The organism is Thiobacillus sp. (assembly GCA_024235835.1).
In the GTDB taxonomy this organism is placed as follows: Bacteria; Pseudomonadota; Gammaproteobacteria; order Burkholderiales; family Thiobacillaceae; genus PFJX01.
This window is the reverse complement of the sequence record JACKLQ010000002.1, coordinates 664,989-688,420: the sequence shown is the minus strand read 5'-3', so window position 1 is coordinate 688,420 and position 23,432 is coordinate 664,989. Positions and strand designations below refer to the sequence as shown.

23 protein-coding genes, 1 pseudogene and 1 riboswitch are annotated in these 23,432 nt (G+C 64.6%); of the genes and pseudogenes, 23 read left to right on the top strand and 1 reads right to left on the bottom strand.

All coding sequences use genetic code 11. The features are described from left to right. Window positions 1-13: 13 nt before the first annotated feature. Window positions 14-367, bottom strand: coding sequence for a helix-turn-helix transcriptional regulator (locus H6935_11395; GenBank protein MCP5278950.1), 354 nt, complete (start codon window positions 365-367; stop codon window positions 14-16). Window positions 368-519: 152 nt separating this feature from the next. Between H6935_11395 and H6935_11390 the strand changes: the two genes are divergently transcribed. From H6935_11390 to H6935_11280, 23 genes and pseudogenes are all read left to right on the top strand, one after another. After that, window positions 520-1,362 carry a 23S rRNA (adenine(2030)-N(6))-methyltransferase RlmJ gene (locus tag H6935_11390; GenBank protein ID MCP5278949.1) on the top strand — a complete coding sequence of 281 codons (843 nt, stop codon included), beginning with the start codon at window positions 520-522 and terminating at the stop codon, window positions 1,360-1,362. Between the two features lie 18 nt (window positions 1,363-1,380). Then, window positions 1,381-2,370: an MBL fold metallo-hydrolase gene (locus H6935_11385; protein ID MCP5278948.1), complete on the top strand. Its 990-nt coding sequence runs from the start codon at window positions 1,381-1,383 to the stop codon at window positions 2,368-2,370. A gap of 124 nt (window positions 2,371-2,494) precedes the next feature. After that, window positions 2,495-2,583, top strand: a riboswitch (cyclic di-GMP riboswitch). Window positions 2,584-2,805: 222 nt separating this feature from the next. Further along, window positions 2,806-4,503, top strand: a pseudogene (locus tag H6935_11380) (PKD domain-containing protein). 442 nt (window positions 4,504-4,945) lie between these two features. Beyond that, window positions 4,946-6,466, top strand: a complete 1,521-nt coding sequence (locus H6935_11375) for a fumarate hydratase (protein MCP5278947.1) — start codon at window positions 4,946-4,948, stop codon at window positions 6,464-6,466. A gap of 8 nt (window positions 6,467-6,474) precedes the next feature. After that, window positions 6,475-6,912 carry an NfeD family protein gene (locus H6935_11370; GenBank protein ID MCP5278946.1) on the top strand — a complete coding sequence of 146 codons (438 nt, stop codon included), beginning with the start codon at window positions 6,475-6,477 and terminating at the stop codon, window positions 6,910-6,912. Window positions 6,913-6,921: 9 nt separating this feature from the next. Then, on the top strand, window positions 6,922-7,773 hold the full coding sequence (locus H6935_11365; protein MCP5278945.1) for an SPFH/Band 7/PHB domain protein: 852 nt from the start codon (window positions 6,922-6,924) through the stop codon (window positions 7,771-7,773). A gap of 170 nt (window positions 7,774-7,943) precedes the next feature. Continuing rightward, window positions 7,944-9,005 carry a serine hydrolase gene (locus tag H6935_11360; protein ID MCP5278944.1) on the top strand — a complete coding sequence of 354 codons (1,062 nt, stop codon included), beginning with the start codon at window positions 7,944-7,946 and terminating at the stop codon, window positions 9,003-9,005. A gap of 216 nt (window positions 9,006-9,221) precedes the next feature. Next, on the top strand, window positions 9,222-9,803 hold the full coding sequence (locus H6935_11355; GenBank protein ID MCP5278943.1) for a cytochrome c4: 582 nt from the start codon (window positions 9,222-9,224) through the stop codon (window positions 9,801-9,803). A 10-nt stretch (window positions 9,804-9,813) separates the two neighbouring features. Further along, on the top strand, window positions 9,814-10,476 hold the full coding sequence (locus H6935_11350; protein ID MCP5278942.1) for a c-type cytochrome: 663 nt from the start codon (window positions 9,814-9,816) through the stop codon (window positions 10,474-10,476). Window positions 10,477-10,629: 153 nt separating this feature from the next. Further along, on the top strand, window positions 10,630-10,995 hold the full coding sequence (locus H6935_11345; GenBank protein ID MCP5278941.1) for a hypothetical protein: 366 nt from the start codon (window positions 10,630-10,632) through the stop codon (window positions 10,993-10,995). A gap of 148 nt (window positions 10,996-11,143) precedes the next feature. Further along, window positions 11,144-11,722, top strand: a complete 579-nt coding sequence (locus H6935_11340; protein ID MCP5278940.1) for a c-type cytochrome — start codon at window positions 11,144-11,146, stop codon at window positions 11,720-11,722. Window positions 11,723-11,735: 13 nt separating this feature from the next. Then, a complete protein-coding gene (locus tag H6935_11335; GenBank protein MCP5278939.1) occupies window positions 11,736-13,115 on the top strand; it encodes an FAD-dependent oxidoreductase in 1,380 nt (459 codons plus the stop codon). A 155-nt stretch (window positions 13,116-13,270) separates the two neighbouring features. Further along, a complete protein-coding gene (locus H6935_11330; GenBank protein ID MCP5278938.1) occupies window positions 13,271-14,974 on the top strand; it encodes an ammonia-forming cytochrome c nitrite reductase subunit c552 in 1,704 nt (567 codons plus the stop codon). A 117-nt stretch (window positions 14,975-15,091) separates the two neighbouring features. Further along, on the top strand, window positions 15,092-15,814 hold the full coding sequence (gene ccmA / locus H6935_11325) for a cytochrome c biogenesis heme-transporting ATPase CcmA (GenBank protein MCP5278937.1): 723 nt from the start codon (window positions 15,092-15,094) through the stop codon (window positions 15,812-15,814). Between the two features lie 9 nt (window positions 15,815-15,823). Next, window positions 15,824-16,492 carry a heme exporter protein CcmB gene (gene ccmB, locus H6935_11320; protein ID MCP5278936.1) on the top strand — a complete coding sequence of 223 codons (669 nt, stop codon included), beginning with the start codon at window positions 15,824-15,826 and terminating at the stop codon, window positions 16,490-16,492. Further along, window positions 16,489-17,220, top strand: coding sequence for a cytochrome c biogenesis protein CcsA (gene ccsA, locus H6935_11315; GenBank protein MCP5278935.1), 732 nt, complete (start codon window positions 16,489-16,491; stop codon window positions 17,218-17,220). Before ccmB ends, ccsA begins: the two co-directional genes overlap by 4 nt. A gap of 1 nt (window position 17,221) precedes the next feature. Beyond that, window positions 17,222-17,395 (top strand): heme exporter protein CcmD, encoded by a 174-nt coding sequence (gene ccmD / locus H6935_11310; protein MCP5278934.1) that lies wholly within the window; start codon window positions 17,222-17,224, stop codon window positions 17,393-17,395. Then, on the top strand, window positions 17,392-17,838 hold the full coding sequence (ccmE, locus tag H6935_11305; protein ID MCP5278933.1) for a cytochrome c maturation protein CcmE: 447 nt from the start codon (window positions 17,392-17,394) through the stop codon (window positions 17,836-17,838). The genes ccmD and ccmE overlap by 4 nt, the downstream gene beginning before the upstream one ends. Before the next feature lie 54 nt (window positions 17,839-17,892). Beyond that, a complete protein-coding gene (locus H6935_11300; GenBank protein ID MCP5278932.1) occupies window positions 17,893-19,872 on the top strand; it encodes a heme lyase CcmF/NrfE family subunit in 1,980 nt (659 codons plus the stop codon). An 81-nt stretch (window positions 19,873-19,953) separates the two neighbouring features. Beyond that, window positions 19,954-20,475: a DsbE family thiol:disulfide interchange protein gene (locus H6935_11295; GenBank protein MCP5278931.1), complete on the top strand. Its 522-nt coding sequence runs from the start codon at window positions 19,954-19,956 to the stop codon at window positions 20,473-20,475. Then, on the top strand, window positions 20,472-20,921 hold the full coding sequence (locus H6935_11290) for a cytochrome c-type biogenesis protein CcmH (GenBank protein MCP5278930.1): 450 nt from the start codon (window positions 20,472-20,474) through the stop codon (window positions 20,919-20,921). The genes H6935_11295 and H6935_11290 overlap by 4 nt, the downstream gene beginning before the upstream one ends. Window positions 20,922-20,928: 7 nt before the next feature. Further along, window positions 20,929-22,203, top strand: a complete 1,275-nt coding sequence (gene ccmI / locus H6935_11285; GenBank protein MCP5278929.1) for a c-type cytochrome biogenesis protein CcmI — start codon at window positions 20,929-20,931, stop codon at window positions 22,201-22,203. Window positions 22,204-22,498: 295 nt separating this feature from the next. Beyond that, window positions 22,499-23,431 (top strand): carbohydrate kinase family protein, encoded by a 933-nt coding sequence (locus tag H6935_11280; GenBank protein ID MCP5278928.1) that lies wholly within the window; start codon window positions 22,499-22,501, stop codon window positions 23,429-23,431. Window position 23,432 lies beyond the last annotated feature (1 nt).

Sequence of the window (23,432 nt, the reverse complement as noted above, 5' to 3'; positions counted from 1 at the left end):
CCTGGTGGTTGGGTTAACAGGTGGCGCAGGTTTTCTTGTTCGCCGTCGCGGGCAGGCATAGCTCCGGCCGGCCGGCGCAGCATTCCTCACTCAAAAAGCCGATGAGGCCGGTCATGACGGCATAGTCCGCCGCGTAGATGACGAAACGCCCTTCGTTGCGGCTGGTCACCAGACCGGCGTGGGCCAGTTCCTTCAGGTGGAAGGACAGGGTGGCGGGGGGCACGCCCAGCTCGGTGGCGATCTCCCCGGCGGGCAGGCCCTGCTCGCCGGCACGGACGAGGACACGGTAGGCGGCCAGGCGGGTTTCCTGGGCCAGTGCGGCGAGGGCACGCACGGCAGAGTGCAGGTCGGCGGATTTAATTTTCATATTTCTATGTTCATGGAAATATGGAATTGATGTCAAGCCCCTACAATGGCGACATTCGAACCAGTCATTCCGGCGCAAGCCGGAATACAGGCGAACGCACCCAGGGCCCCGGCTTGCGCCGGGGTGACGCGCACAAGGACCTGCCCACCACCATGCTCAGCTATCGCCACGCCTTCCATGCCGGCAACCACGCGGACGTGCTCAAGCACTTCGTGCTGCTCTGCCTGATGCGCCACCTGGCCAGGAAGGACAAGCCGTTCTGGGTCGTCGACACCCATGCCGGGGCCGGGGCCTACGGCCTGGACGCTGGCTACGCGGCCCAGAACGCAGAGTGGTCGGCGGGCATCGGCCGGCTGTGGCAGCGCACGGACCTCCCGCCGGAACTGGCAGATTATGTGGACGTGGTGCGGGGCATGAACCCGGAGGGGCGGCTCAATTTCTACCCCGGTTCACCCTGGCTAGCCTGGAAGCTGATGCGGCCGGAAGACCGCCTGCGCCTGTTCGAGCTGCATCCCACGGACGTGGACCTGCTGGGCAAGACCTTCCAGGACGCGGGACGCCAGGTGATGGTGACCCGGGGGGACGGCTTCGCCGGCCTGAAGGCCCTGCTGCCGCCGCCGCCCCGCCGCGCCCTGGTGCTGATGGACCCCTCCTACGAGGACAAACGGGACTACGGCCGGGTGGTGGAGGCCCTGAGGGACAGCCTGAAGCGCTTCGCCACCGGCACCTATGCCCTGTGGTACCCCCTGCTGCAAAGGCCCGAGGCCCGGCGCCTGCCGGAACGGCTCCATGCCTTGCGGGTCGAATGGCTGGACGTCAGCCTCGAAGTCCAGCGGCCCGGCAAGGAGGGCTTTGGCATGCACGGTTCCGGCATGTTCGTCATCAACCCGCCCTGGACCCTGGCGGCTACGCTCAACACCTGCATGCCGGTCTTGAAGGAGGTCCTTGCCCTGGGCGACGGGGCTGGGTACCGGATCGAAACTTCCAACCCCTGAACAGCCACGCTGAACATCATGATTCCACCCATGCATCACGCCTACGGCATCATCACCCTGGATGCCGACTACCTGCGCCCCGGCCTGGCGGCCATCCATCTCATCGTCGAGCAGGGCCACGTGGTCCTCGTCGACACGGGCACCAACCATTCGGTGCCAGGCGTGCTGGCGGAGCTTGCGGCCATGGGCCTCACCCCCGGCGACGTGGACTACGTCATCGCCACCCACGTGCACCTGGACCATGCCGGCGCCGCCGGCGCCCTGATCCAGGCCTGCCCCCGGGCGCGGTTGATCGTCCACCCCAGCGGCGCGCGCCATCTCATCGACCCCACCAGGCTGGTGACCGGCTCCATGGCGGTCTATGGCGAGGAGGCGTTCCGGCGGCTCTACGGCGACATCCTGCCGGTGCCCGCGGAACGGGTCGTGGAGGCCCCGGACAACCATCGCCTGGATTTCCAGGGCCGGGTGCTCACCTTCCTGGATACACCCGGCCACGCCCGCCACCATTTCTGCATCCACGACGAGCGCAGCGAAAGCGTGTTCACTGGCGACACCTTCGGCATCTCCTACCGGGAGTTCGACGTGGGGAGCGACGTGGGCGGAGAAGGGGAAACCCGCCCCTTCATCTTTCCCACCACCACGCCGGTGCAGTTCGACCCCATGGCCCTGCATGCCTCCATCGACCGTATCCTGGCCCTGGAGCCGGCGGCGGCCTATCTGACACATTTCGGCCGCGTCACCAATCTGGAAGCCCTGGCGCCCGTGCTGCACGAGCTCATCGACGAATGGTGCGAACTGACCCTGGCGGTGGAAGGACAGGGCCAGGCGCGTCAGGCCGGCCTGGAGGCGGAGCTGTATCAAAGCCTACTGCGACGCCTGCGCGCCCATGGCTGCGCGCTGGAAGATGACGTGTGCCGGGTACTGCTGGCCAACGACGTGCAACTCAACGCCCAGGGCCTGCTGGTGTGGAAGGACCGGTTGAACGTGTCGGGTAACGGCGGGGCGTAGGCTGACCCCGCGCGAGGGGAGCGACCGTTCGTCGGCCGGGGTTTTCATCGTCCCGTTTCTGAGGTATTAATTCGCTGCCGGCGTTTTCGTCGGTGGTTTCTTCCAGGACCCACCCGGGTCAAGGCGGAGCCAAGGGCAAACCCGGTGAAAGCCGGGGACGCAAAGCCATGGGCCTACAGCGCACACCCGCGCCACGGTTGCCAGGTTGCCTCCAGCGTCTGCGGATCCTCCGCATCTGCCCTCCGATTCATCAAGTTTTCAGCAGGCCACCAGGCTTGCGGATGAAAGGAGCAGAGCATGTATAGCAAAACAGCACCCAAGGGCGAAAAAGCCGGGGGTCCACGCAAGCCCCAGAACCATGGGCTCGGTGGCACCGGCCGCTTGAGCACTGAAAGTGTCCCACAACTGGCCGGGCCACCACGTTCATTCGTGACCATGCTGGCCTTTGTCGTGGGCACTTGCCTACTGCCGGCCAGCGAGCAGGCCCTGTCCCAATCAGGCAGCCATGCACCGAAAAAACCCTTCCCCGGCCTCAAGCTGGCCAAGAAGGAACGGGGCGAAAGCGCCATCAGGGCCCTGGGCGAACGTTTGCCGGAGATCGCGACATGGTATGGCATGAGCTCCGAGCGCTTTGCGCGCATGCTGCGCCATGACCGGCACGCCTGGCTGGACCGGGAGGGCCGCCTGGTCTTCATCGACGGCTTCGAGCCCCCGCCCGAGGCCACCGGTGAAGTCGCTGCCACCGCCAATATCAGCGGCAGCGTGCCCGCGCCCCTGGAGCAGACCTTCCAGCTCCACAGCCGACCGGGCGCCAAGCGCGTGATCCATCTGGACTTCGATGGCGGCACTGTGACGGGCTCAGCCTGGAACAGCAGCTGGTCCATCTCCGCCATCAACGCCCAGGCCTTTGACTTGGACGGCAACCCCGCGGCCTTCAGCAGCACGGAACTGCAGCGCATCCAGTACATCTGGCAACGGGTGGCGGAGGATTACGCCCCCTTCGACGTGGATGTGACGACCGAGGAGCCTGCCGCCGAAGCCCTGACCCGCCTCAGTACCAGTGATGAAACTTTCGGAACCCGGGTGCTGATCACCCAGGACTGGACCAGCCTGACGGCCAGCCCCTGCAACTGCGGCGGTATCGCCTATGTCAGCGCCTTTGACGACACCACCGAGTACTACAAGCCGGCCTGGGTGTTCTACAACCGCCTGGGCAGCGGCAACGAGAAATACGTGGCCGAAGCCATCTCCCACGAGGCCGGCCACAACCTGGGCCTGAGCCACGACGGCTTCAACGACGGCAGCACCTCCCAGGGCTACTACGGCGGACACGGCAGCGGCGCCACTGGCTGGGCGCCCATCATGGGGGTGGGCTACTACAAGGAGCTCACCCAGTGGAGCAGGGGGGAGTACGCCTACGCCACCCAGGCCCAGGACGACCTGTCCGTGATGCAGACCCGGGGGGTGCCCCTGATGGCGGATGACCATGGCGACAACCTTGACCAGTCCACCCTCATGGACGCGACGGAATCCGGCGGCATGCAAAGCCTGTTGGCCAGTGGTCTCATCGGCGCCCGCACGGACCTGGACGTCTTCCGCTTCACCATGGGAGCTGGCAACCTGGTCCTCAACCTCACGCCAGGCACCCAGGGGCCCAACCTGGACATCAACGCCGGCCTGTACGACGCAGATGGCAACCTGCTGGCCAGTGCAAACCCCGCCGACAGCCTGTCCGCCAGCATCGCCCTCAGCAGCCTGCCCCAAGGCACCTACTATCTGCTTGTGGACGGTACGGGCAAGGGCGACCCCGCCACGGGTTACTCGGACTACGCGAGCCTGGGCGAATACTTCATCTCCGGCACGGCCCCCGCCGCTGGCGGCGGTATCCCGCCGGTAGCCGTGGCCAGTGCCACGCCCCTCAGCGGCAATGCCCCCTTGCTGGTGAGCTTCTCCAGCAGCGGCTCCCGGGATCCTGATGGGGGCGCCCTCACCTATGACTGGGACTTTGGCGACGGCTCCCCCCATGACTTCTCCACGAACCCCAGCCATACCTATGCCGCCGGCACCTACACCGCGCGGCTGACGGTGACCGACCCCAGCGGCAGCTCGGATCAGGCTACGGTGAGCATCACCGCGAACCAGCCCGTGGTGGCGCCCTCCCTGCATGTGGCCAACATCGCCATGGCCACCCGTACCGGGCGAAAGGGCGTGCGAGCCACCGCCACGGTGTCGGTGAAGGATGCCAACGGCAAGCCCATCGGCGGCGCACGGGTGCAGGGGACCTGGAGTGGAGTCGTAAGTGGATATGTCAGCGGCACCACCACGTCCAAGGGCACGGTGAAACTGCCCTCCGCCTTCAGCAAGAGCGGCGGCACGTTCACGTTCACGGTGACCGATGTCGGCCTGAGCGGTTATGTCTACGAGAGCACGCGCAACACCGAGACCAGCGACAGCATCACCCGATAGTCTCTCCTTAGCCAGAGCGGCTTTTCCGGGCCCCGACGGGGCCCTCTTTTTTTGCCTTTCGCATATCAGGGCCTACGAGGGATACTCCATGTGAAAAGAGGAGCACGCCATGTCAGCCATTCGCCAGGAAGACCTCATCCAGTCGGTCGCCGACGCCTTTCAGTTCATCTCCATCTACCACCCGGCGGACTTCGTCCAGGCGGTGAAAGAGGCCTATGACCAGGAGGAATCCCCTGCCGCCGGGGACGCCCTGGCCCAGATCCTCATCAACTCCCGCCTCTGCGCCGAGGGCCATCGGCCCATCTGCCAGGACACGGGCATTGCCGTGGTGTTCCTGAAGGTGGGGCGGGACGTGCGCTGGGCAGGCGACATGTCCGTGGAGGACATGATCAACGAGGGCGTGCGCCGGGCCTACATGAACCCGGACAACCCCCTGCGGGCCTCGGTGCTGGCGGACCCGGCGGGCGCGCGCCGCAACACCCGGGACAACACCCCGGCGGTCATCCACACCGAGATCGTGCCCGGCAACAAGCTGGAAGTGACCTGCGCCGCGAAAGGCGGCGGCTCGGAGAACAAGGCCCAGTTCACGGTGCTCAACCCCTCCGATTCCATCGTCGACTGGGTGCTGTCCGTGGTGCCCAAGATGGGGGCGGGCTGGTGTCCGCCGGGCATCCTGGGCATCGGCGTGGGGGGCACGCCGGAGAGAGCCCTGCTGCTGGCCAAGGAGGCCCTCATGGAGCCCATCGACATCCACGAACTGCGTGCCCGTGGACCCCGGAACCGTATCGAGGAACTGCGCCTGGAACTGGTGGACAAGGTCAACGCCCTGGGCATCGGCGCCCAGGGCCTGGGTGGCCTGACCACGGTGCTGGACGTGAAGATACTGGACTACCCCACCCACGCCGCCAGCCTGCCCGTGGGCCTCATCCCCAACTGCGCCGCCACCCGCCACATCCACTTCACCCTGGACGGCAGCGGCCCCGCCCACTTCGACCCGCCGCCCCTGTCCGCCTGGCCGGAGGTGGCCTGGGACGGTCCCGCCCGGGCCCGGCGGGTGGACCTGGACACCCTCACCAAGGCCGACACCGCCGCCTGGAAAGCCGGGGAGCAATTGCTGCTCAGCGGCAGGCTACTCACCGGCCGGGATGCCGCCCACAAGCGCATCGCCGACCTGGTGGCCAAGGGCGAGCCCCTGCCGGTGGATTTCACCAACCGCTTCATCTACTACGTGGGCCCCGTGGACGCGGTGCGGGACGAGGCCGTGGGCCCCGCCGGCCCCACCACCGCCACCCGCATGGACAAGTTCACCGACCTGATGCTGGGCAGCCAGGTGGGCCTGCTGGGCATGGTGGGCAAGTCGGAGCGGGGGCCGGCGGCCATCGCCTCCATCAAGGCCCATGGCGGCGTGTACTGCATCGCCGTGGGGGGCGCGGCCTACCTGGTCTCCAAGGCCATCCGCTCCGCCCGGGTCCTGGCCTTCCCGGAGCTGGGCATGGAGGCCGTGTACGAGTTCCAGGTGGAAAACATGCCCGTCACCGTGGCCGTGGACAGCACCGGCAACTCAGTGCACGACACCGGCCCCCGGGAATGGCGCCTGCGAATAGGTAAAATCCCCCTAGCTACTCACTGAGGATGAGCATGGAACTGGTCTGGTGGCATTGGGTGGTCCTGGGCATGGTGCTGATCGGCATCGAGATGCTGACGCCCACCTTCTTCCTCATGTGGTTCGGCCTGGGGGCCTTGCTCATGGGGGCAGTGGTGGCAGTCTTGCCCTTGGGTTTCACCGCCCAGGTGCTGGGCTGGGCCGTCGCATCCCTGTTGATGACCGGCGTGTGGCTGAAGTTCTTCAAGAACCCGGACCGCACCCACGCGGGACAGGCAAAGGAAGGCGTGCTGGGGGTCACCGGCCTGGTGACCCGGGCCATTCCGGAGATGGGCGAGGGGGAGATGATGTTCCAGCGCCCGGTACTGGGCTCGGACCGTTGGCCGGCGGTGGCGGATGCGCCCATCGCCGCCGGTGAGAAGGCGAAGATTGTCGATGTGCTGGGCCAGACCCTGAAAGTTGTAAAACTCTAGGAGGTTGTGATGGGTGGTGAAATCGTATCGGTCATTCTGCTGCTGTTCGTCTTCGTCACCCTGTGGAAGGGCGTGCGCATCGTGCCCCAGGGGGAGGAGTGGGTGGTGGAGCGCCTGGGCAAGTACATGAAGACCATCATGCCCGGCCTCCACGTGCTGGTGCCCTACATCGACAACGTGGCCTACAAGGTCACCACCAAGGACCTGATCCTGGACATCCCCGAGCAGGAGGTGATCACCCGGGACAACGCGGTGCTGGTGACCAATGCCATCGCCTTCGTGAAGGTGACGGACACCCAGAACGCGGTGTACGGCATCACCAATTTCCAGATGGCGGTGATGAACCTGGTGCAGACCAGCCTGCGCGCCATCGTCGGCGACATGGACCTGGACCAGGCCCTGTCCAGCCGGGACCAGATCAAGGCCAAGCTGAAGGCCGCCATCTCCGACGACGTGGCGGACTGGGGCTTGACCATCAAGTCGGTGGAGATCCAGGACATCAAGCCCTCGGTGACCATGCAGCGTTCCATGGAGATGCAGGCCGCCGCCGAGCGGGAGCGGAAGGCCACGGTGACCAAGGCGGAAGGCGACAAGCAGGCCGCCATCCTGGAAGCGGAAGCCCGCCTGGAATCCGCCAAGCGGGACGCCGAAGCCCAGGTGCGCCTGGCGGAGGCCTCCGCCGAGGCCATCCGCCGCATCGCCGACGGCATTGCCGACAAGGAACTGCCCGCCTACTACCTGCTGGGGGAAAAATACGTTGCCGCGTTGAAGGACATGTCGGCCGGCCAGGGCAGCCGCACCGTGGTGTTGCCCGCGGACCTGATGAAATCCCTGGAAGGTATATTGGGGGGACGCCGTTGAAATACCTCGTGGAAATCTGTGGCAAAACACTGGAAAAAAGTTAAAGTGACTTCTAAAGTTTGTTGGGTAATGGCCGATAATTCCGACAGAACAAGTTACAGCGGGGTCCAGTAACAGTCATGAAGAAGTCTCTGCTATACATCACTTTGATGGCCTTTCTGGCAGGGCCCATGGTGGATGTGACCGTGGCCGAGGCCTCTTCAAGTTCGTCTTCGACTCAATCCCATTCATCCGAGTCGAAGTCGAAGGCGAAAAGCGGCAAGAAGCTGAAGAGCAAGGCCAAGTCCCGCATCAAGGCCAAGGCAAAGAAAAAGCTGAAATCCAGGAAGCGCGGCAAGGCGGTGGCCCGGGCCATGACCCCCCTGCGCGCGGCCAGCGCCAACGCCTCCGGTGCTACGGAACTGGACTTGCGTTCCGGCGCCGCCATCGTGGTGGACCAGAAGACCGGCGAAGCGCTTTACGCCAAGAACGTGGACATACCCACCCCCATCGCCTCCATCACCAAGCTCATGACCGCCATGGTGACCCTGGACGCAGGCCTGTCCATGGACGATGAAATCACCATCTCCAGTGAAGACGTGGATCGGCTCAAGGGCACGAGTTCCCGGCTCGCCCTGGGCACAACGCTGAGCCGGGGCGAGTTGATGCACCTGGCCCTAATCGCATCGGAGAACCGGGCGGCCTCGGCCCTGTCCCGGGCCTACCCCGGCGGGCGTGACGCCTTCATCGCCGCCATGAACCACAAGGCCCGCGCCATCGGCATGAAGGAAACCCGCTTCGTGGACGGCACCGGCCTCAACAGCAACAACCGCGCCACCGCCGCTGACCTGGTGAAGATGGTGGATGCCGCCTACCGCTACCCCATGATCCGGGACATTTCCAGCACGGGTGCCTACGACGTGGGCCTGCCGGCCAAGCGGGTGGTGAAAATCAGGGAGGACGGCCGTATCCGTCGGGTGACCCGGGAAGTGACCCGCCAGGTGGCCTTCCACAACACCAACGCCCTGACCCGCAACCATGACTGGGACATCGGCATTTCCAAGACTGGCTACATCAACGAGGCGGGCCGGTGCCTGGTCATGCAGGCCAGGATTTCCGAAAAGCCGGTGATCATCGTGCTGCTGGATTCCTGGGGCAAATGGAGCCGCATCGGTGACGCCAACCGCATCAAGAAGTGGCTGGAGAGCAGTAACCATATGGCCAGCCACGCCTCCGTGCAGGACTCGGTCTGACCAAAGCCCCAGCATGAAAGCAAAGGCGGCCACGGCCGCCTTTTTCATGCCCAGAATCCATGCGCCCCATTCTTGATGTGCGTCAATTTCCACGCGGATTCCCCAGTGCCGGACCCTGAATGCTTTTAATGTTTCGCCCTAGGTGATCGGGCAGGCGCAAGGGGATAAATGATGAATCTGAATCGGAGCAGGTACAAGGCCTGGCTGGCATTCTTGATGGCGATCGCCGGGGCCGGCTATGGGGCCACGGTGGTATCCGGACCGCCCGATGCGAAGCTGCAGCAACTGGCCGCGGAAACCTGCGGTGGCTGCCATGGCGCGGACGGCAACAGCAAGGTGCCGGACTTTCCCAAGCTGGCTGGACAGCAACAGGTATACCTGTTGCGGGAACTCACCGACTACAAGGAAGGACGTCGCCAAAGCGACGTCATGGTGCCCATGGTGGCGACACTCACCACGGAAGACATGGCCAAACTGGCCGCCTATTACGCAGCACAGGAACCCACCCCCGGCACGGTGGCCAGGCCCGAATTGCTGGCCCTGGGCAAACGCATCTACCTGGAGGGTAACACCAAGTCCGGCGTGCCTTCCTGCGACGGCTGCCATGAGGAGAACGGCGAAGGCTCAAAGAAATTTCCCCGCGTGGCCGGCCAGCATGCCGCCTATGCGCTAGACCAGATGAAGCAGTATGCCTCGGGCAAGCGCAGCAATGGCGTGAAGGTGATGCGCACCATCGCCGAGCGCCTGACCAAGGAAGAGGCCGAGGCCGTGGCCGAATACATGGCCAGTCTGAAGTGAGGGAACACCCATGAAATCCACCCTGATCCATCTGGCCTTGACGGTATTCGTTGCCTTGCCTGCCCAGGCCGCTGCCCCGTCGACCCAGGCGACCCACTCCGACGCGGATATGGTCCAGCTGCTGGCTGCCAGGGGGGACCCGGCCAAGGGCCAGGAAGCCTACGTGATCTGTCGCGGCTGCCACCGGGCCGATGCCTCCGGCAAGGCGGAAGCGGGCTATCCGCAACTGGCGGGCCAGCATCCCAGCGTGATCATCAAGCAAATGCTGGATGTGCGCGCAGGGCGGCGGGACAGCCCCAGGATGCATCCCTTCATTACCAGCGAGGTGGTGCCCGGCGAGGACATCGCCCACATCGCGGCCTACCTTTACACCCTGCCGGTGCCGGCCAGCAATGGCAAGGGCAGCGGCCGCCTGCTGGACCTGGGCAGGCATCTCTATGAGCGGGACTGCGCGTCCTGCCACGGCAAGCATGGGGAAGGGGACGGCGCCAGGTTCTACCCCCGGGTGGCGGGCCAGCACTACGCCTATCTGCTGAGAGAGTCCAGGGAGAGCCGCGACAAGGGGCGGCGCAACTCCCATCCGGAGATGGTGCGGCTCATCAGGCACTACTCCGATGACGATCTGGCAGCGGTGAGCGACTACATGTCCCGCCTGGCAGTGCCCACCCGCTAAGCCTCCCCCGCACACGCGACATCCGGCCTGGGGCATCCAGCCGGTGAGGCGTACCCATGCGTTCCAACTTTCAAGGCCTTTGTTGATGCCCATCAAAGTTTTACACAAAAGGCTTTGATAGAAAGTCAACCCCACACTCAGGAGGGTTGAACCATGGATCGCCGCGCATTTGTCATAGCAGTGCCCGTCCTCTTCGCCTTGGGCTGCGCTAGTGCGCCCACGGACCAAGCGGCATCCGCACCCAGCGGGCCCAAGTTCAGCGACGGGGAACGCAAGCTCATCACCGACTACTATGCCGGCGAGCGGCGTGGCCCCCGCCGGGAAATGCCCGCCCAGCGGGTCAAGCCCGGTGACAAGCTGGATACCGGCCTGCGCCCCACCCGCCTGCCGGACGCCCTGGACAAGCATCTGCCCTACTTGAGCGGCCCCTACACCCGCCTGGTCCTGGGCGCCGACGTGATCCTGGTAAACCGGGACACCCATGACATTCTGGATGTGATTCCCCAGGTAGCCTATTGAAGATACGAGTGTATGTAATTCAAAAAATTTTGATGGCCATCAAGTTATGGCAAGTAGGCCATCAGTACTATGGCCCTCCCGGATTAGGGTGATTTACCCATCCGGTCCGCAATCAAACCATCGGCAACCGTCCCGCCTGGAGGAGACAATGAAGAAAGCCGTCATGTATGCCCTTACGGCCGCCAGCTTGTGCGCGGCCCACCCCGCGCTGGCCGTGGACAACGTCCAAGGCCTGGCCATGACCTGCAACAACTGCCACGGCACGGGCGGTGTGAGCGTGGGCCTGTCCATGCCCTCCATCGCCGGCCTGTCCGAGAGCTACCTGAAGAACATCATGACGGAATGGAAGACGGGGGCCCGGGCCTCCGCCAACATGACGCGCCTGATCAAGGGCTACACCGACGACGAGATCGCCGCCCTGGCCCAGTACTACTCCAAGCTGCCCTGGAAGCCGGCGGCCCAGAGCGTCTCCGCCGACATCCTGGCCAAGGGCAAGGAAGTCACCGAGCGCTGCGAGACCTGTCACGGCGCCACCGGCGGCCAGCCGGACGACGCGGACACCCCCATGCTGGCCGGCCAATGGGCCAAGTACATGGAACTGGAACTCCTGAAGTACCGGGATGAAGGCTTCCAGATGACCCACAAGAAGATGACCCGCAACGCCCGCAAGATGGAAGAAGGCGATGTGGCCACCGCCGCCAAGTTCCACGGTGCCCATAGCAAGTGAGAGAGGAAGAGAAATGAGCCAGATCAATCGTCGTCAGTTCATCCAGGCCTTTGCCGCGGTCTCTGCCGCGCCCGCCCTGTCCTTTCCCTCCATTGCCCGGGCCGGTGCCAAGGCCAAGGTCGTGGTCATTGGCGGCGGCTATGCCGGCGCCACCGCCGCCAAGTACCTCAAGCTGCTGGACGGCCGCATCGACGTCACCCTCATCGAACCGAACGCCCTCTACGTCTCCTGCCCGTTGTCGAACGAAGTCATGGTGGGCCACCGTGACATCGGCACCCTGACGGTGGGCTATGACGGGCTTAAGAAGCGCGGCGTCAACGTGCTGCACGACTACGTCACCCGTGTGGACCGGGCCAGGAAGGTCGTCATGACCAAGGGCGGCAAGACCCTGCCCTATGATGCCCTGGTCATGGCCCCCGGCGTCGATTTCCACTACGTGGGCATCGAGGGCTACAACGAATCCATGATCAACGACATCCCCCACGCCTGGAAGGCCGGTGCCCAGACCCTGCTCCTGAAGAAGCAGCTGGAAGCCATGCCCGACGGCGGGGTCTTCGTCATCACCGTGCCCAAGGGCCCGTTCCGCTGCCCCCCCGGCCCCTACGAGCGGGCCTCCCTGGTGGCCAACTACTTCCAGCACCACGGCAAGAAGAAGTCCAAGGTCATCATCCTGGACGCCAACGACAGCCACTCCAAGAAAGGCCTGTTCAACCAGGCCTGGGCCAAGATGTACGGCTGGGAGAAGGAAGGCCTGGGCACCAACGGCATGATCGAATGGGTCAAGGGCGCCGAGGGCGGCGCCATCAACAAGCTGGACGCCAAGACCAAGACCGTATCCTCCGACTTTGTCGACGTGAAGGCGGACGTGCTCAACATCATCCCGCCGCACAAGGCGGGCAAGATTGCCGTGGCCGCCGGCCTGACGGGTGAGACGGGCAACAACTTCGAGCAGGGCTGGTGCAAGGTGGTGCCCATGACCATGGCCAGCGCCGTGGACCCCAACATCTACACCATCGGGGATTCCTGCGTGGCGGGGGAGATGTCCACCTACGGCAACCCCAACGCCGCCTTCGACATGCCCAAGTCGGCCCACATCGCCATGACCCAGGCCAAGGTGGCGGCGGCCGCCATCGTGGCCAAGGTGAACGGCCTGCCCACGCCCCAGCCCTACTATGCCAACACCTGCTACAGCGTGGTGGGGGATGAGTACGGCATCTCGGTGGCCCACCTGTACCGGGTGGAGAACGGCACCTTCAAGTACATCCCGGCCGGCAGCGGCATTTCCCCCGTCACCATGCCGGACAAGTCCCCCGTGCCCGCCATCTATCGCAAGCTGGAGGCCGAGTACGCCGACGGCTGGCTGCGCAACGTCATGGCGGATGCGTTTATCTGATAACCACCTTTGGAAAGGAGGCTCGATGAAGCGAGTGAGAAAGGAAGCAGTGTTTCAGCCACGCGGCTTGGCTCAACACCTGAGTCGAGCCGCATAAGCAAGCAGCAGCCGTACACGTGAAGAAAACAAGGAGATAGACCATGAAGATCGGAACTATGCTGGGACGGATTGCGCTGGGCCTTGGCGCCGCGCTGTTCGCCATCGGCGTGAATGCGGCGGTGGATATACCCAAGCCGCAACTGCCCCCGCCTGCCCCCGAGAAGGCGCCCCCCATCAAACCGGTGGATGCCAAGAAGTGTTATTCCTGCCACGACAACATCGAGGAGTTCCACGCCGACAGCCGCCATGCCACCGTCAACTGCGCCCACTGCCATGACGCCGTGGAGCACCTGAAGACGGCGAAGAACAAGGACATGGGCACCCGTCCCGGCACCAGCAAGGACCATCGCGCCTGTGCCACCTGCCACGTGGAGCAGTACAACACCTTTGTGCAGACCAACTATGACTCCCACGCCCGGGTGGAGAAGGCGAGCTTCAAGTCCCGTTCGCCCCTGTTCGACAAGCTCATGGAAGGCTACGGCTTTACCAAGGAGCATGCCGAGCCCCGCTCCCACGCCTTCATGCTGGTGGACCAGTGGGCCGTGGACCGCGCCTTCGGCGGCCGCATGAAGTTCAAGGACTGGACCTACATCAACAAGGCGGAACTGGCAGCCAACGGCGCCTGGAACGTGATTGTTGACAAGGAGCCCAGCACCTCCGACCAGAAGTCCTTCATGCGCCAGAGCGCCACGGCGGTAAACCCGGTCTGCATGAACTGCAAGACCCAGGATCACATCCTGGACTGGGCCTACAAGGGTGACGAGAACCCCGCCGCGAAATGGAACCGCTCCTCCAAGCCAGTGGAATTCGCCCGCGGCGTGAACCATCCCCTGAACTGCTTCATGTGCCATGACCCCCACTCCGCCAAGCCCCGCGTGGTGCGTGACGCCCTCATCGAAGCCGTGGTGGACCGCAAGGAAGGCACCTATCCCCAGGACCCGGTGAAGAGCCAGCAGACCAAGATGGAGAAGGTCGTGTTCCAGCGCAATGGCAAGGACTTCCGCGCCATCGGCATGCTGTCCAAGTCCGACTCCAACATCATGTGCGCCCAGTGCCACGTGGAGTACAACTGCGGTCCCGGCTACGACTGTGCCGAGAAGGGCAAGGAGTACTACGTGAAGATGTCCGACCCGCGCACCAACCTGTTCACCTGGGTGAACGTGCTGGGTTACAAGGACAAGATGGTGGGACAGTTCAAGTTCAAGGACTTCAAGCACGCCTCCACCGGCGCCCTGCTGCCCAAGATCCAGCACCCGGAAATGGAGACCTTCTGGGGCTCCAAGCACGAGCGTGCCGGCGTGGAGTGCAAGGACTGCCACATGACGAAGATCAAGCACGCCAACGGCAAGGTGACCACCAGCCACCAGCAGATGTCGCCGCGCTATCGTCTGAAGGAATCCTGCCTGAGCTGCCACAAGGACTGGACCGAGAAGGATGCCAAGTACCATCTGGAAGCCATCCAGAACTACATCCGCGGCAAGATGACCAAGGCCGAATTCTGGCTGGCCGAGTTCATCGACTGGATCATGAAGGCCAAGGAAGCCGGTGTATCCGCCGAGGTCCTGGACAAGGTCTACGACCTGCAGTATGACGCCAACCTGTATTGGGAATGGTGGACCGCCGAGAACTCCGACGGCTTCCACAACCCGGACGTGGCGCGCGAGTCCTTGACCCGCTCCATCGACTCTTCCCAGGCCGGCATCAAGCTGATCAAGGAAGAACTTGCCAAACTGAAAGCCACCAAGACCGCCGCCAAGTAAGCATCCGGCGGCTAGCAGAAAGGGGCGGAGTGATCCGCCCCTTTTTTATTGAAGGCCCGCTTTTGTTCGGTGCCTGTTTTACAGGTATTCTCGCCGGGCTCCATGCCCGCTCCCGATATGACCACACCCACCCTTTCAGTCCATGATCTTGCCTGCGCCCGAGGCGACAGGTTGTTGTTCAAGGCCATGAACTTCAGCGTGAAGGCGGGGGAACTGCTGCTGGTGCAGGGGGGTAACGGACAGGGCAAGACCAGCCTGCTGCGCCTGTTGACCGGCCTGGCGCGCCCCGAGGCGGGGGAAGTCCGCTGGCGGGGCGAGCCCATCCAGAAGCAGCGGGAATCCTTCCATGGCGAAATGATGTACCTGGGCCATGCCAATGGCGTGAAGGACGACCTCAATCCGGTGGAAAACCTGCGCTTCGCCGACGGCCTGCAGGGACGGGCCTTCGACGAGGCCCGGGCACTGTCCATGCTGGAGCGCCTGGGCCTGGGACGTTGCCTGGACCTGCCCTGCCGCGTGCTGTCCTTCGGCCAGCGCCGTCGGGTGGCCCTGGCCGCCCTGTTGCTGGCGGACGCGGCGCTGTGGATCCTGGACGAGCCCCTGACGGGCCTGGACGTGCATGCCGTGGCCCTCATGGAGGGGCTGATTCGCGACCATCTGGCGGCGGGAGGCATGGTGGTGGCCACCACCCACCAGGCCCTCAATCTCGAAGGCATGCCCGTGCAGCGCCTGCTGGTGGGCAGCGTGGCCATCCCGGACGCCACCCAGCCCTTATCACCCAAACCCTTATCACATAACCCCTTGCCACCCACCCCTCCCCCAAATGCGGGGCAGGGCTAGGGAGGGGACATGCATCGTTTCCTGATGGCCGTTCTGCGCCGTGACCTGACCCTGGCCGCCCGCCGGCGGGGGGACTGGCTCATCGCCCAGTTCTTTTTCGTCATGGTGGCCAGCCTGTTCCCCCTGGGCGTGGGCCCGGAGCCGGAAATGCTGGCCCGTATCGGCCCCGGCGTGCTGTGGGTGGCGGCCACCCTGGCGTCCCTTCTGTCCCTGTCCCGGCTGTTCGCCGACGACCACCGTGACGGCAGCCTGGAACACATGATCCTGTCGCCGGAACCCACGGTGCTGCTGGTGTTGGGCAAATCCCTGGCCCACTGGCTGATCTACGGCATTCCCCTGCTCATGATCGCCCCCGTGCTGGGCCTCCAGTTCAACCTGAGCGGCGAGGCGATCCTTGTGCTGGAGCTGTCCCTGCTGCTGGGCACCCCCATCCTTTCCTTCCTCGGCAGTGTGGGGGCCGCCCTGACCCTGGGCCTGCGGGGCGGTGGCGTGCTGCTGACCCTGCTGATCCTGCCCCTGTACGTGCCCGCCCTGATCTTCGGCGCAGGCGCGGTGGATGGGGTCATGGCGGGAACTGGAGCCGAGGCTCACTTGTCTTTGTTGGGCGCGTTCCTGGTGCTGTCCCTTATGATTGCACCCTGGATCGCCGCCGCTGCCTTACGTGTGTCCATGGAATGAACCTCTATACCTACGCCTCCCCCGCCACTTTCTATCAACTCGCCGGCAAGCTGATTCCCTGGTTCGGATGGGGCGCGGGCCTCCTCACCGTGTGGGGGTTCTATGTGTCCTTCTTCATGGCCCCAACGGACTTCCAGCAGAGCGAGGCCTACCGCATCATCTTCATCCACGTGCCGGCAGCCTGGATGTCCATGTTCATCTATCTGGTCATGGCCTTCTGGGGCGCCATCGGCCTGGCCTTCAACACGCGCCTGTCCTTCATGATGGCCCGGGCCCTGGCCCCCACCGGTGCCATGTTCACCTTCGTGGCCCTGTGGACCGGTGCCTGGTGGGGCAAGCCCATGTGGGGCGCCTGGTGGGTGTGGGACGCCCGCCTCACCTCGGAACTGATCCTGCTGTTCCTGTACGTGGGCATCATCGCCCTGTGGGCCGCCATCGACGACATCAAGCGGGGCGACCGGGCCGGGTCCCTGCTGACCCTCATCGGCGCCATCAACGTGCCCATCATCTATTTCTCGGTGAAGTGGTGGAACACCCTGCACCAGGGTGCCACCATCAAGCCCAGCGGCACCAGCATGGATGCCATCATGCTCCAGGGCATGCTGGTCATGGCCTTCGCCGCCTGGTTCTACACCATCGCCGTGGCCCTGGTTCGGGTGCGTCGCATCATCCTGGAGCGGGAGCGGCACACCGAGTGGGTGAAGGCGATCCTGGAAAAAGGGGACTGAGATGGAGTGGGCAAGCTGGTCCGAGTTCTGGGCGATGGGGGGCTACGGCTTCTACGTCTGGGGTTCCTATGGCGTCACCGTGGCCTGCATCCTGATAGAGATCATGTTATTGAAACGCGCCGCCGGCGATACTCGCCGTCGCCTGAAGCGCATGCAGCAATGGGAAGAGCAATGAAATCGCGGCACAAGAAACTGGTGGTCATCGTATTGGCGCTGGCGGGCATCGGCATTGCCGCCGCGCTGGTCCTGAATGCTTTCCAGAGCAACCTGGTGTTCTTCTTCTCCCCCACGGAAGTGGCGCAAGGCAAGGCCCCCACGGACCGGGCCTTCCGCATCGGCGGCCTGGTGGAGGACGGCAGCGTGAAACGGCAAGCCGACGGCCTCACCGTGAGCTTCGTGGTGACCGACACCGCCAAGGCCATCCCCGTGACCTACAAGGGCATCCTTCCCGACCTGTTCAAGGAGGGCAAGGGCGTGGTGGCGGAGGGCAAGCTGGGCGCCGACGGCCTGTTCACCGCCACCCAGGTGCTGGCGAAGCATGACGAGAACTACATGCCGCCCGAGGCCGCCCACGCCCTGGAACAGGCAGCGAAGGCCCAACAAACCCTACAACAGTAAAGATGGCAGGGACGCGCAGCCGATGGCCGCGCCCCGACCACACAGGAGACCCGCATGATCCCCGAATTAGGCCATTTCGCCCTCATCGTTGCCCTGCTGCTGGCGCTGACCCAGGCCATACTGCCCCTGGTGGGGGCCCAGCGGGGCAACCTCACCCTCATGGCCGTGGCCCGGCCGGCGGCCCAGGGCCAGTTCGTCTTCGTCATCATCGCCTTTGCCTGTCTGGCCTGGTCCTTCCTGGCGAACGACTTCACCGTGGAGAACGTGGCACGCAACTCCTTCTCCCAGTTGCCCGAGATCTACCGCCTCACCGCCACTTGGGGCTCCCACGAGGGTTCCATGCTCATGTGGGTGATGATCCTTGGTTTCTGGACCACCGCCGTGTCCGTGTTCTCCCGCCACCTGCCGGATGATATGGTGGCCCGGGTCATCGGCATCATGGGCCTGGTGTCCGTGGGCTTCCTGGCCTTCCTGCTCACCACCTCCAACCCCTTCGAGCGCCTGGTGCCCGCCCCCGTGGACGGCCGGGACATGAACCCCCTGCTGCAGGACTGGGGCATGATCATCCACCCGCCCATGCTGTACATGGGCTACGTGGGCTTCGCCGTGGCCTTCGCCTTCGCCATCGCCGCCCTGATGTCCGGCAAGCTGGACGCGGCCTGGGCGCGCTGGTCCCGGCCCTGGACCACGGTGGCCTGGGCCTTCCTCACCCTGGGCATCGTGCTGGGCAGCTGGTGGGCCTATCGCGAGCTGGGCTGGGGCGGCTGGTGGTTCTGGGACCCCACGGAAAACGCCTCCTTCATGCCCTGGCTGGCCGGCACCGCCCTGATCCACTCCCTGGCGGTGACGGAAAAGCGCGGCGCCTTCAAGGCCTGGACCGTGCTCCTGGCCCTCACCGCCTTCTCCCTGTCCCTGCTGGGTACCTTCCTGGTGCGTTCCGGCGTGCTGTCCTCGGTGCATGCCTTCGCCACGGACCCGGCCCGGGGCAGCTTCATCCTCGGCTTCCTGGCGGTGGTCATCGGCGGCTCCCTGATCCTCTATGCCTGGCGCGCCCCCAAGATGATCACCGGCGGCGCCTTCACCTGGTTCTCGCGTGAAGCCCTGCTGCTGGCCAACAACGTGGTCCTCCTGGCCGCCCTGGGTTCCGTGCTGCTGGGCACCCTCTACCCCCTGTTCATGGACGCCATGGGCATGGGCAAGATCTCCGTCGGCCCGCCCTACTTCAACGCCGTGTTCGTGCCGGTGATGGCGCCAGTGCTGTTCCTGGTGGGCGTGGGACCCCTGGCCCGCTGGAAGGAAGCCAGCCTGCCCGACATGATCAGCCGCCTGAAATGGGCCCTGGCCGTCTCCGTGGCCACCGGCTTCCTGCTGCCCTTCACCCTGGACGGCTTCAACCCCTGGGCCGTGCTGGGGTTCGTCCTCTCCATCTGGGTCGCCCTCACCGTGATGGTGGGCTTCATGGATCGCCTCAAGCACGCCCAGGGCAGCATGATGGGCAAGCTCGGCAGCCTGCCGCGGGCCTTCTGGGGCATGCAACTGGCCCACCTGGGCCTGGCCTTGGGTGTGGCGGGTATCACCGTGGTGGCGAACTACCAGCAGGAGCGAGACGTGCGCATGAACGTGGGCGATTACACCGAACTGGCGGGCTACACCTTCACCTTCCGGGGCACCACGGAACGGGCCGGCCCCAACTACCGCGCTGCCCGGGGCACGGTGGAGGTGAGCCAGGACGGCCGCAAGATCGCCACCCTTCATCCAGAGAAGCGCATCTACAACGCCTCCGGCATGCCCATGACCGAGGCGTCCATCCATCCCAATGTCTTCCGTGACATCTATGTGGCCCTGGGCGAGCCCCTGGACGATCAGTCGAGCGCCTGGGCGGTGCGGGTGTTCCACAAACCCTTCATCAACTGGCTGTGGTTCGGCGCCCTGTTCCTGGTGGTGGGCGGGTTCCTGGCGGCCTCCGACCGCCGCTACCGCATCGCGCTGCGCCGGTCCACCATCCCCGCCGGGGCCGCGCCCCAAGGAGTATGACATGATGACCCGACTCGCTACGCTCATCGCCCGCCGTGGGGGAAAGGCCTTCATGGGGGCGATGCAGCAGGAGGCCTGGACATGAAAAGGTGGCTGCCCGTCATTGTCTTCTTCGTCCTGGTGGGGTTCTTCGCCAAGGGCCTGTTCCTCAACCCCCGTGAGGTGCCTTCTCCCTTCATCGGCAAGCCCGCCCCCGCCTTCACCCTGCCCGTGGTGGGGAACGAGGCCGTGACCTTCAGCCCGGCGGACATGAAAGGCAAGGTGTGGGTCATGAACGTGTGGGCGCCCTGGTGCGTGTCCTGCCGACAGGAGCATCCCGTGCTCATGGCCCTGGCCCAGGGCGGGGCGGTGCCCATCGTCGGCCTGAACTGGAAGGACAAGGACCGGGAGGCGGCCCAGCTCCTGGCCCAGCATGGCAGTCCCTATGTGGCGGTGCCGGACGACCTGTCCGGCAAAGTGGGCATTGATTACGGCGTCACTGGCACACCGGAGACCTATGTCATCGACCGGGACGGCATCGTGCGCATGAAGCACGTGGGCCCCATCGATCCGGAGGTGTGGAAGAACAAATTCGAGCCGAAACTGAAGGAGCTGGGCGCATGAAGCACTGGATCTTCACCTTCCTGCTGGCCTGTGCCCTGCCCGCCTTCGCCGGCGAGGCCGCCCCCAACGCCGAGGACCCGGTCATCGAGCAGCGCATGATCAGGCTGTCGGAGGACTTGCGCTGCCTGGTGTGCCAGAACGAATCCCTGGCGGGTTCCCACGCGGAACTGGCCGAGGACCTGCGTCGGGAGATCCGGACGCAGATGAAGGCGGGCAAGAGCGACCAGGAGGTGCTGGATTACCTCATCGCCCGCTACGGTGATTTCGTGCTCTACCAGCCCCCCTTCAAGCCCGTGACCTACCTGCTCTGGCTGGGACCCCTGCTGTTCCTGCTGATCGGCGTCGGCGTCTGGTATGCCACCCTGAAAAAACGCCGTGCCCTCAAGGAAATTCCGGTGGATGAGAAACAGCTCGCCGCCGCCGAAAAACTGTTGCAAGAGAAATAGGATTGTCATGACCCCCTTCTGGACCGTCTCCCTGTTCTGGGTCGCCGCCGTGGTGTGCGTTGCCGTGGCCCTGGTATTCGTTCTCCCTCCCCTGCTGCGCAGAAAAACCGCTGAGGCCAAGGCGGGCCGCCGCGACATCAATATCGCCGTCTACCGTGACCAGTTGAAAGAAATGGACTCAGACCGGGCCAACGGCCTGCTCTCGGAGGATCAGTTCCAGACGGCCAAGCTGGAACTGGAGGCCCGCCTGGCGGAAGACGCCCTGGCGAAGGATGCACAGGATGTCATGCCGGTAGCCTCGGGAAGCCGCAAGGTGGGCTTCTCCCTGGCCGCCTTGCTCCCCGCCGCCGCCTTCGGCCTCTATTTCCTGATGGGCAATCCCGCCGCCCTCACGGCCATCGCCGATGCCCAGGCCAACCCCAATCCCAATGCGGTGCAGGGCGAGCACGACATCATGAAGATGATCCAGCAGGTGGAGGAAAAGACCCGCCAGGATCCCAACGACGCCCAGGCCTGGTCCATCCTGGCCAAGACCTACTCCGCCGTCGGCCACTGGCCAGAAGCCCTCAAAGCCTGGGAAAAGGCCCTCACGTTGCGCCCTGATGAACCCGCCGTCATGACGGGCTATGCCGAGGCCCTGGCCATCAGCAACAACCGGGTGCTGGAGGGCAAGCCCATGGAACTGGTGCAAAAGGCCCTGGAGAAGGACCCCAATGACATCAAGGGCCTGGAACTGTCCGCCATCGGCAATTACCAGCAAAGGAACTACGCCAAGGCGATCTATTTCTTCAAGCAGCTCTATAAGCAGCTGCCACCGGAATCGCCCTACGCCCAGGACGTCCTGGCCGCCCAGCAGGAGGCCGAGGGCATGATCAAGAGCACCCTTTCCGGCATGGATGATCTGTCCGCCCAGGGCACGGACCAGACCAAGGATGGTGCGGGCGCCACCATCAGCGGCGTCGTGGACATCGCCCCTGCCCTGAAGGCCAAGGTGAGCGACAAGGACGTGGTGTTCCTGTTCGCCCGCGGCGGTACCAGCGGTGCCCCCGTGGCGGCCATCCGCGGCCCTGCCAACGCCTTCCCTCTGGAATTCGAACTGAACGACAGCCTGGCCATGAACCCGGAAAGCCGATTGTCCAAGTTCAAGGAAGTCACCCTCATTGCCCGGGTGGCCAAGTCCGGCGATGTGAAGGGCGCACCCGGTGATCTGGAGGGCAGCATCAAGATGGTGAAGGTGGGCGCCAAGGACGTGAAGCTGCTCATCGATAGCGTGCGACCGTAGGCTCCAACGGGCATGGCTTTGAAAAGACACCCCGACGCATGAAAGCCATACCCGCTCCCCTCCCTTGCAGGGCACACCCCGGACTGCATGCCGGGGCCGTTCGCCGGGCGCGGAACATGCTCCGCGAAACCCCCGCCTCACCCCCCACCCCCTCTCCCGCAAGGGGGCAAGGGGAGCTTCGAGAGTCGCTTGCGCGACGTTAACGAAGCCCGCCTCCCCGGCCCGCCTTGAGCAGGCCTGTTTTTTTGCCCGCCCCGGCGCCAAAATGCAGGCTTTATCCCCTATGGAAAAGCCCATGCGCACTCTCATCTGCGGTTCCATGGCCTACGACACCATCATGGTGTTCAAGGACCATTTCAAGAACCACATCCTGCCGGACCAGATCCATATCCTGAACGTGGCCTTCCTGGTGCCGGATATGCGCCGGGAATGGGGGGGCTGCGCCGGCAACATCGCTTACAACATGAAGATGCTGGGGGGCGAGCCAGTGATCATGGCCACGGTGGGGGACGACTTCGCCCCCTACGCCGAACGCCTGAAGGCCCTGGGCATCGAACAGAGCCACATCCACCACATCCCCAACACCTTCACCGCCCAGGCCTTCATCACCACGGACCTGGCCGACAACCAGATCACCGCCTTCCATCCCGGGGCCATGAACTCGGCCCACCGCAACAAGGTGGGCAGTACGGAGGGCATCCGGCTTGGCATCGTCTCCCCGGACGGGCGCCAGGGCATGCTGGACCACGCCCGCCAATTCGCCGAGACAAGCATTCCCTTCATCTTCGACCCGGGCCAGGGACTGCCCATGTTCAACGGCGAGGAGCTGCTGGATTTCATCCGCCAGGCGGAATATCTCACCTGCAACGACTACGAAGCGAAACTCCTGCAGGAACGGACGGGTCAAACCCTGGAACAGATGGCCAGGCAGGTGCGTGCGTTAATCGTTACCCTGGGCGGAGAAGGGTCCAGGATTTATGCCGATGGCCAGGTGCATGAGGTACCGGTGGCAAAACCCGAGGCGGTGGTGGACCCCACTGGTTGCGGTGATGCTTACCGCGCGGGCCTTATGGTGGGTATGCACAAAGGCTATGACTGGCCCACCTGTGGGCGGTTGGCAGGGCTGCTGGGGGCCATCAAGATTGCCCAGCGGGGGGGCCAGAACCACAGCTTTACCTGGGATGAGGTCGCGGACCGGTTCAAGGCAGAATATGGCTATGGACTTTGAG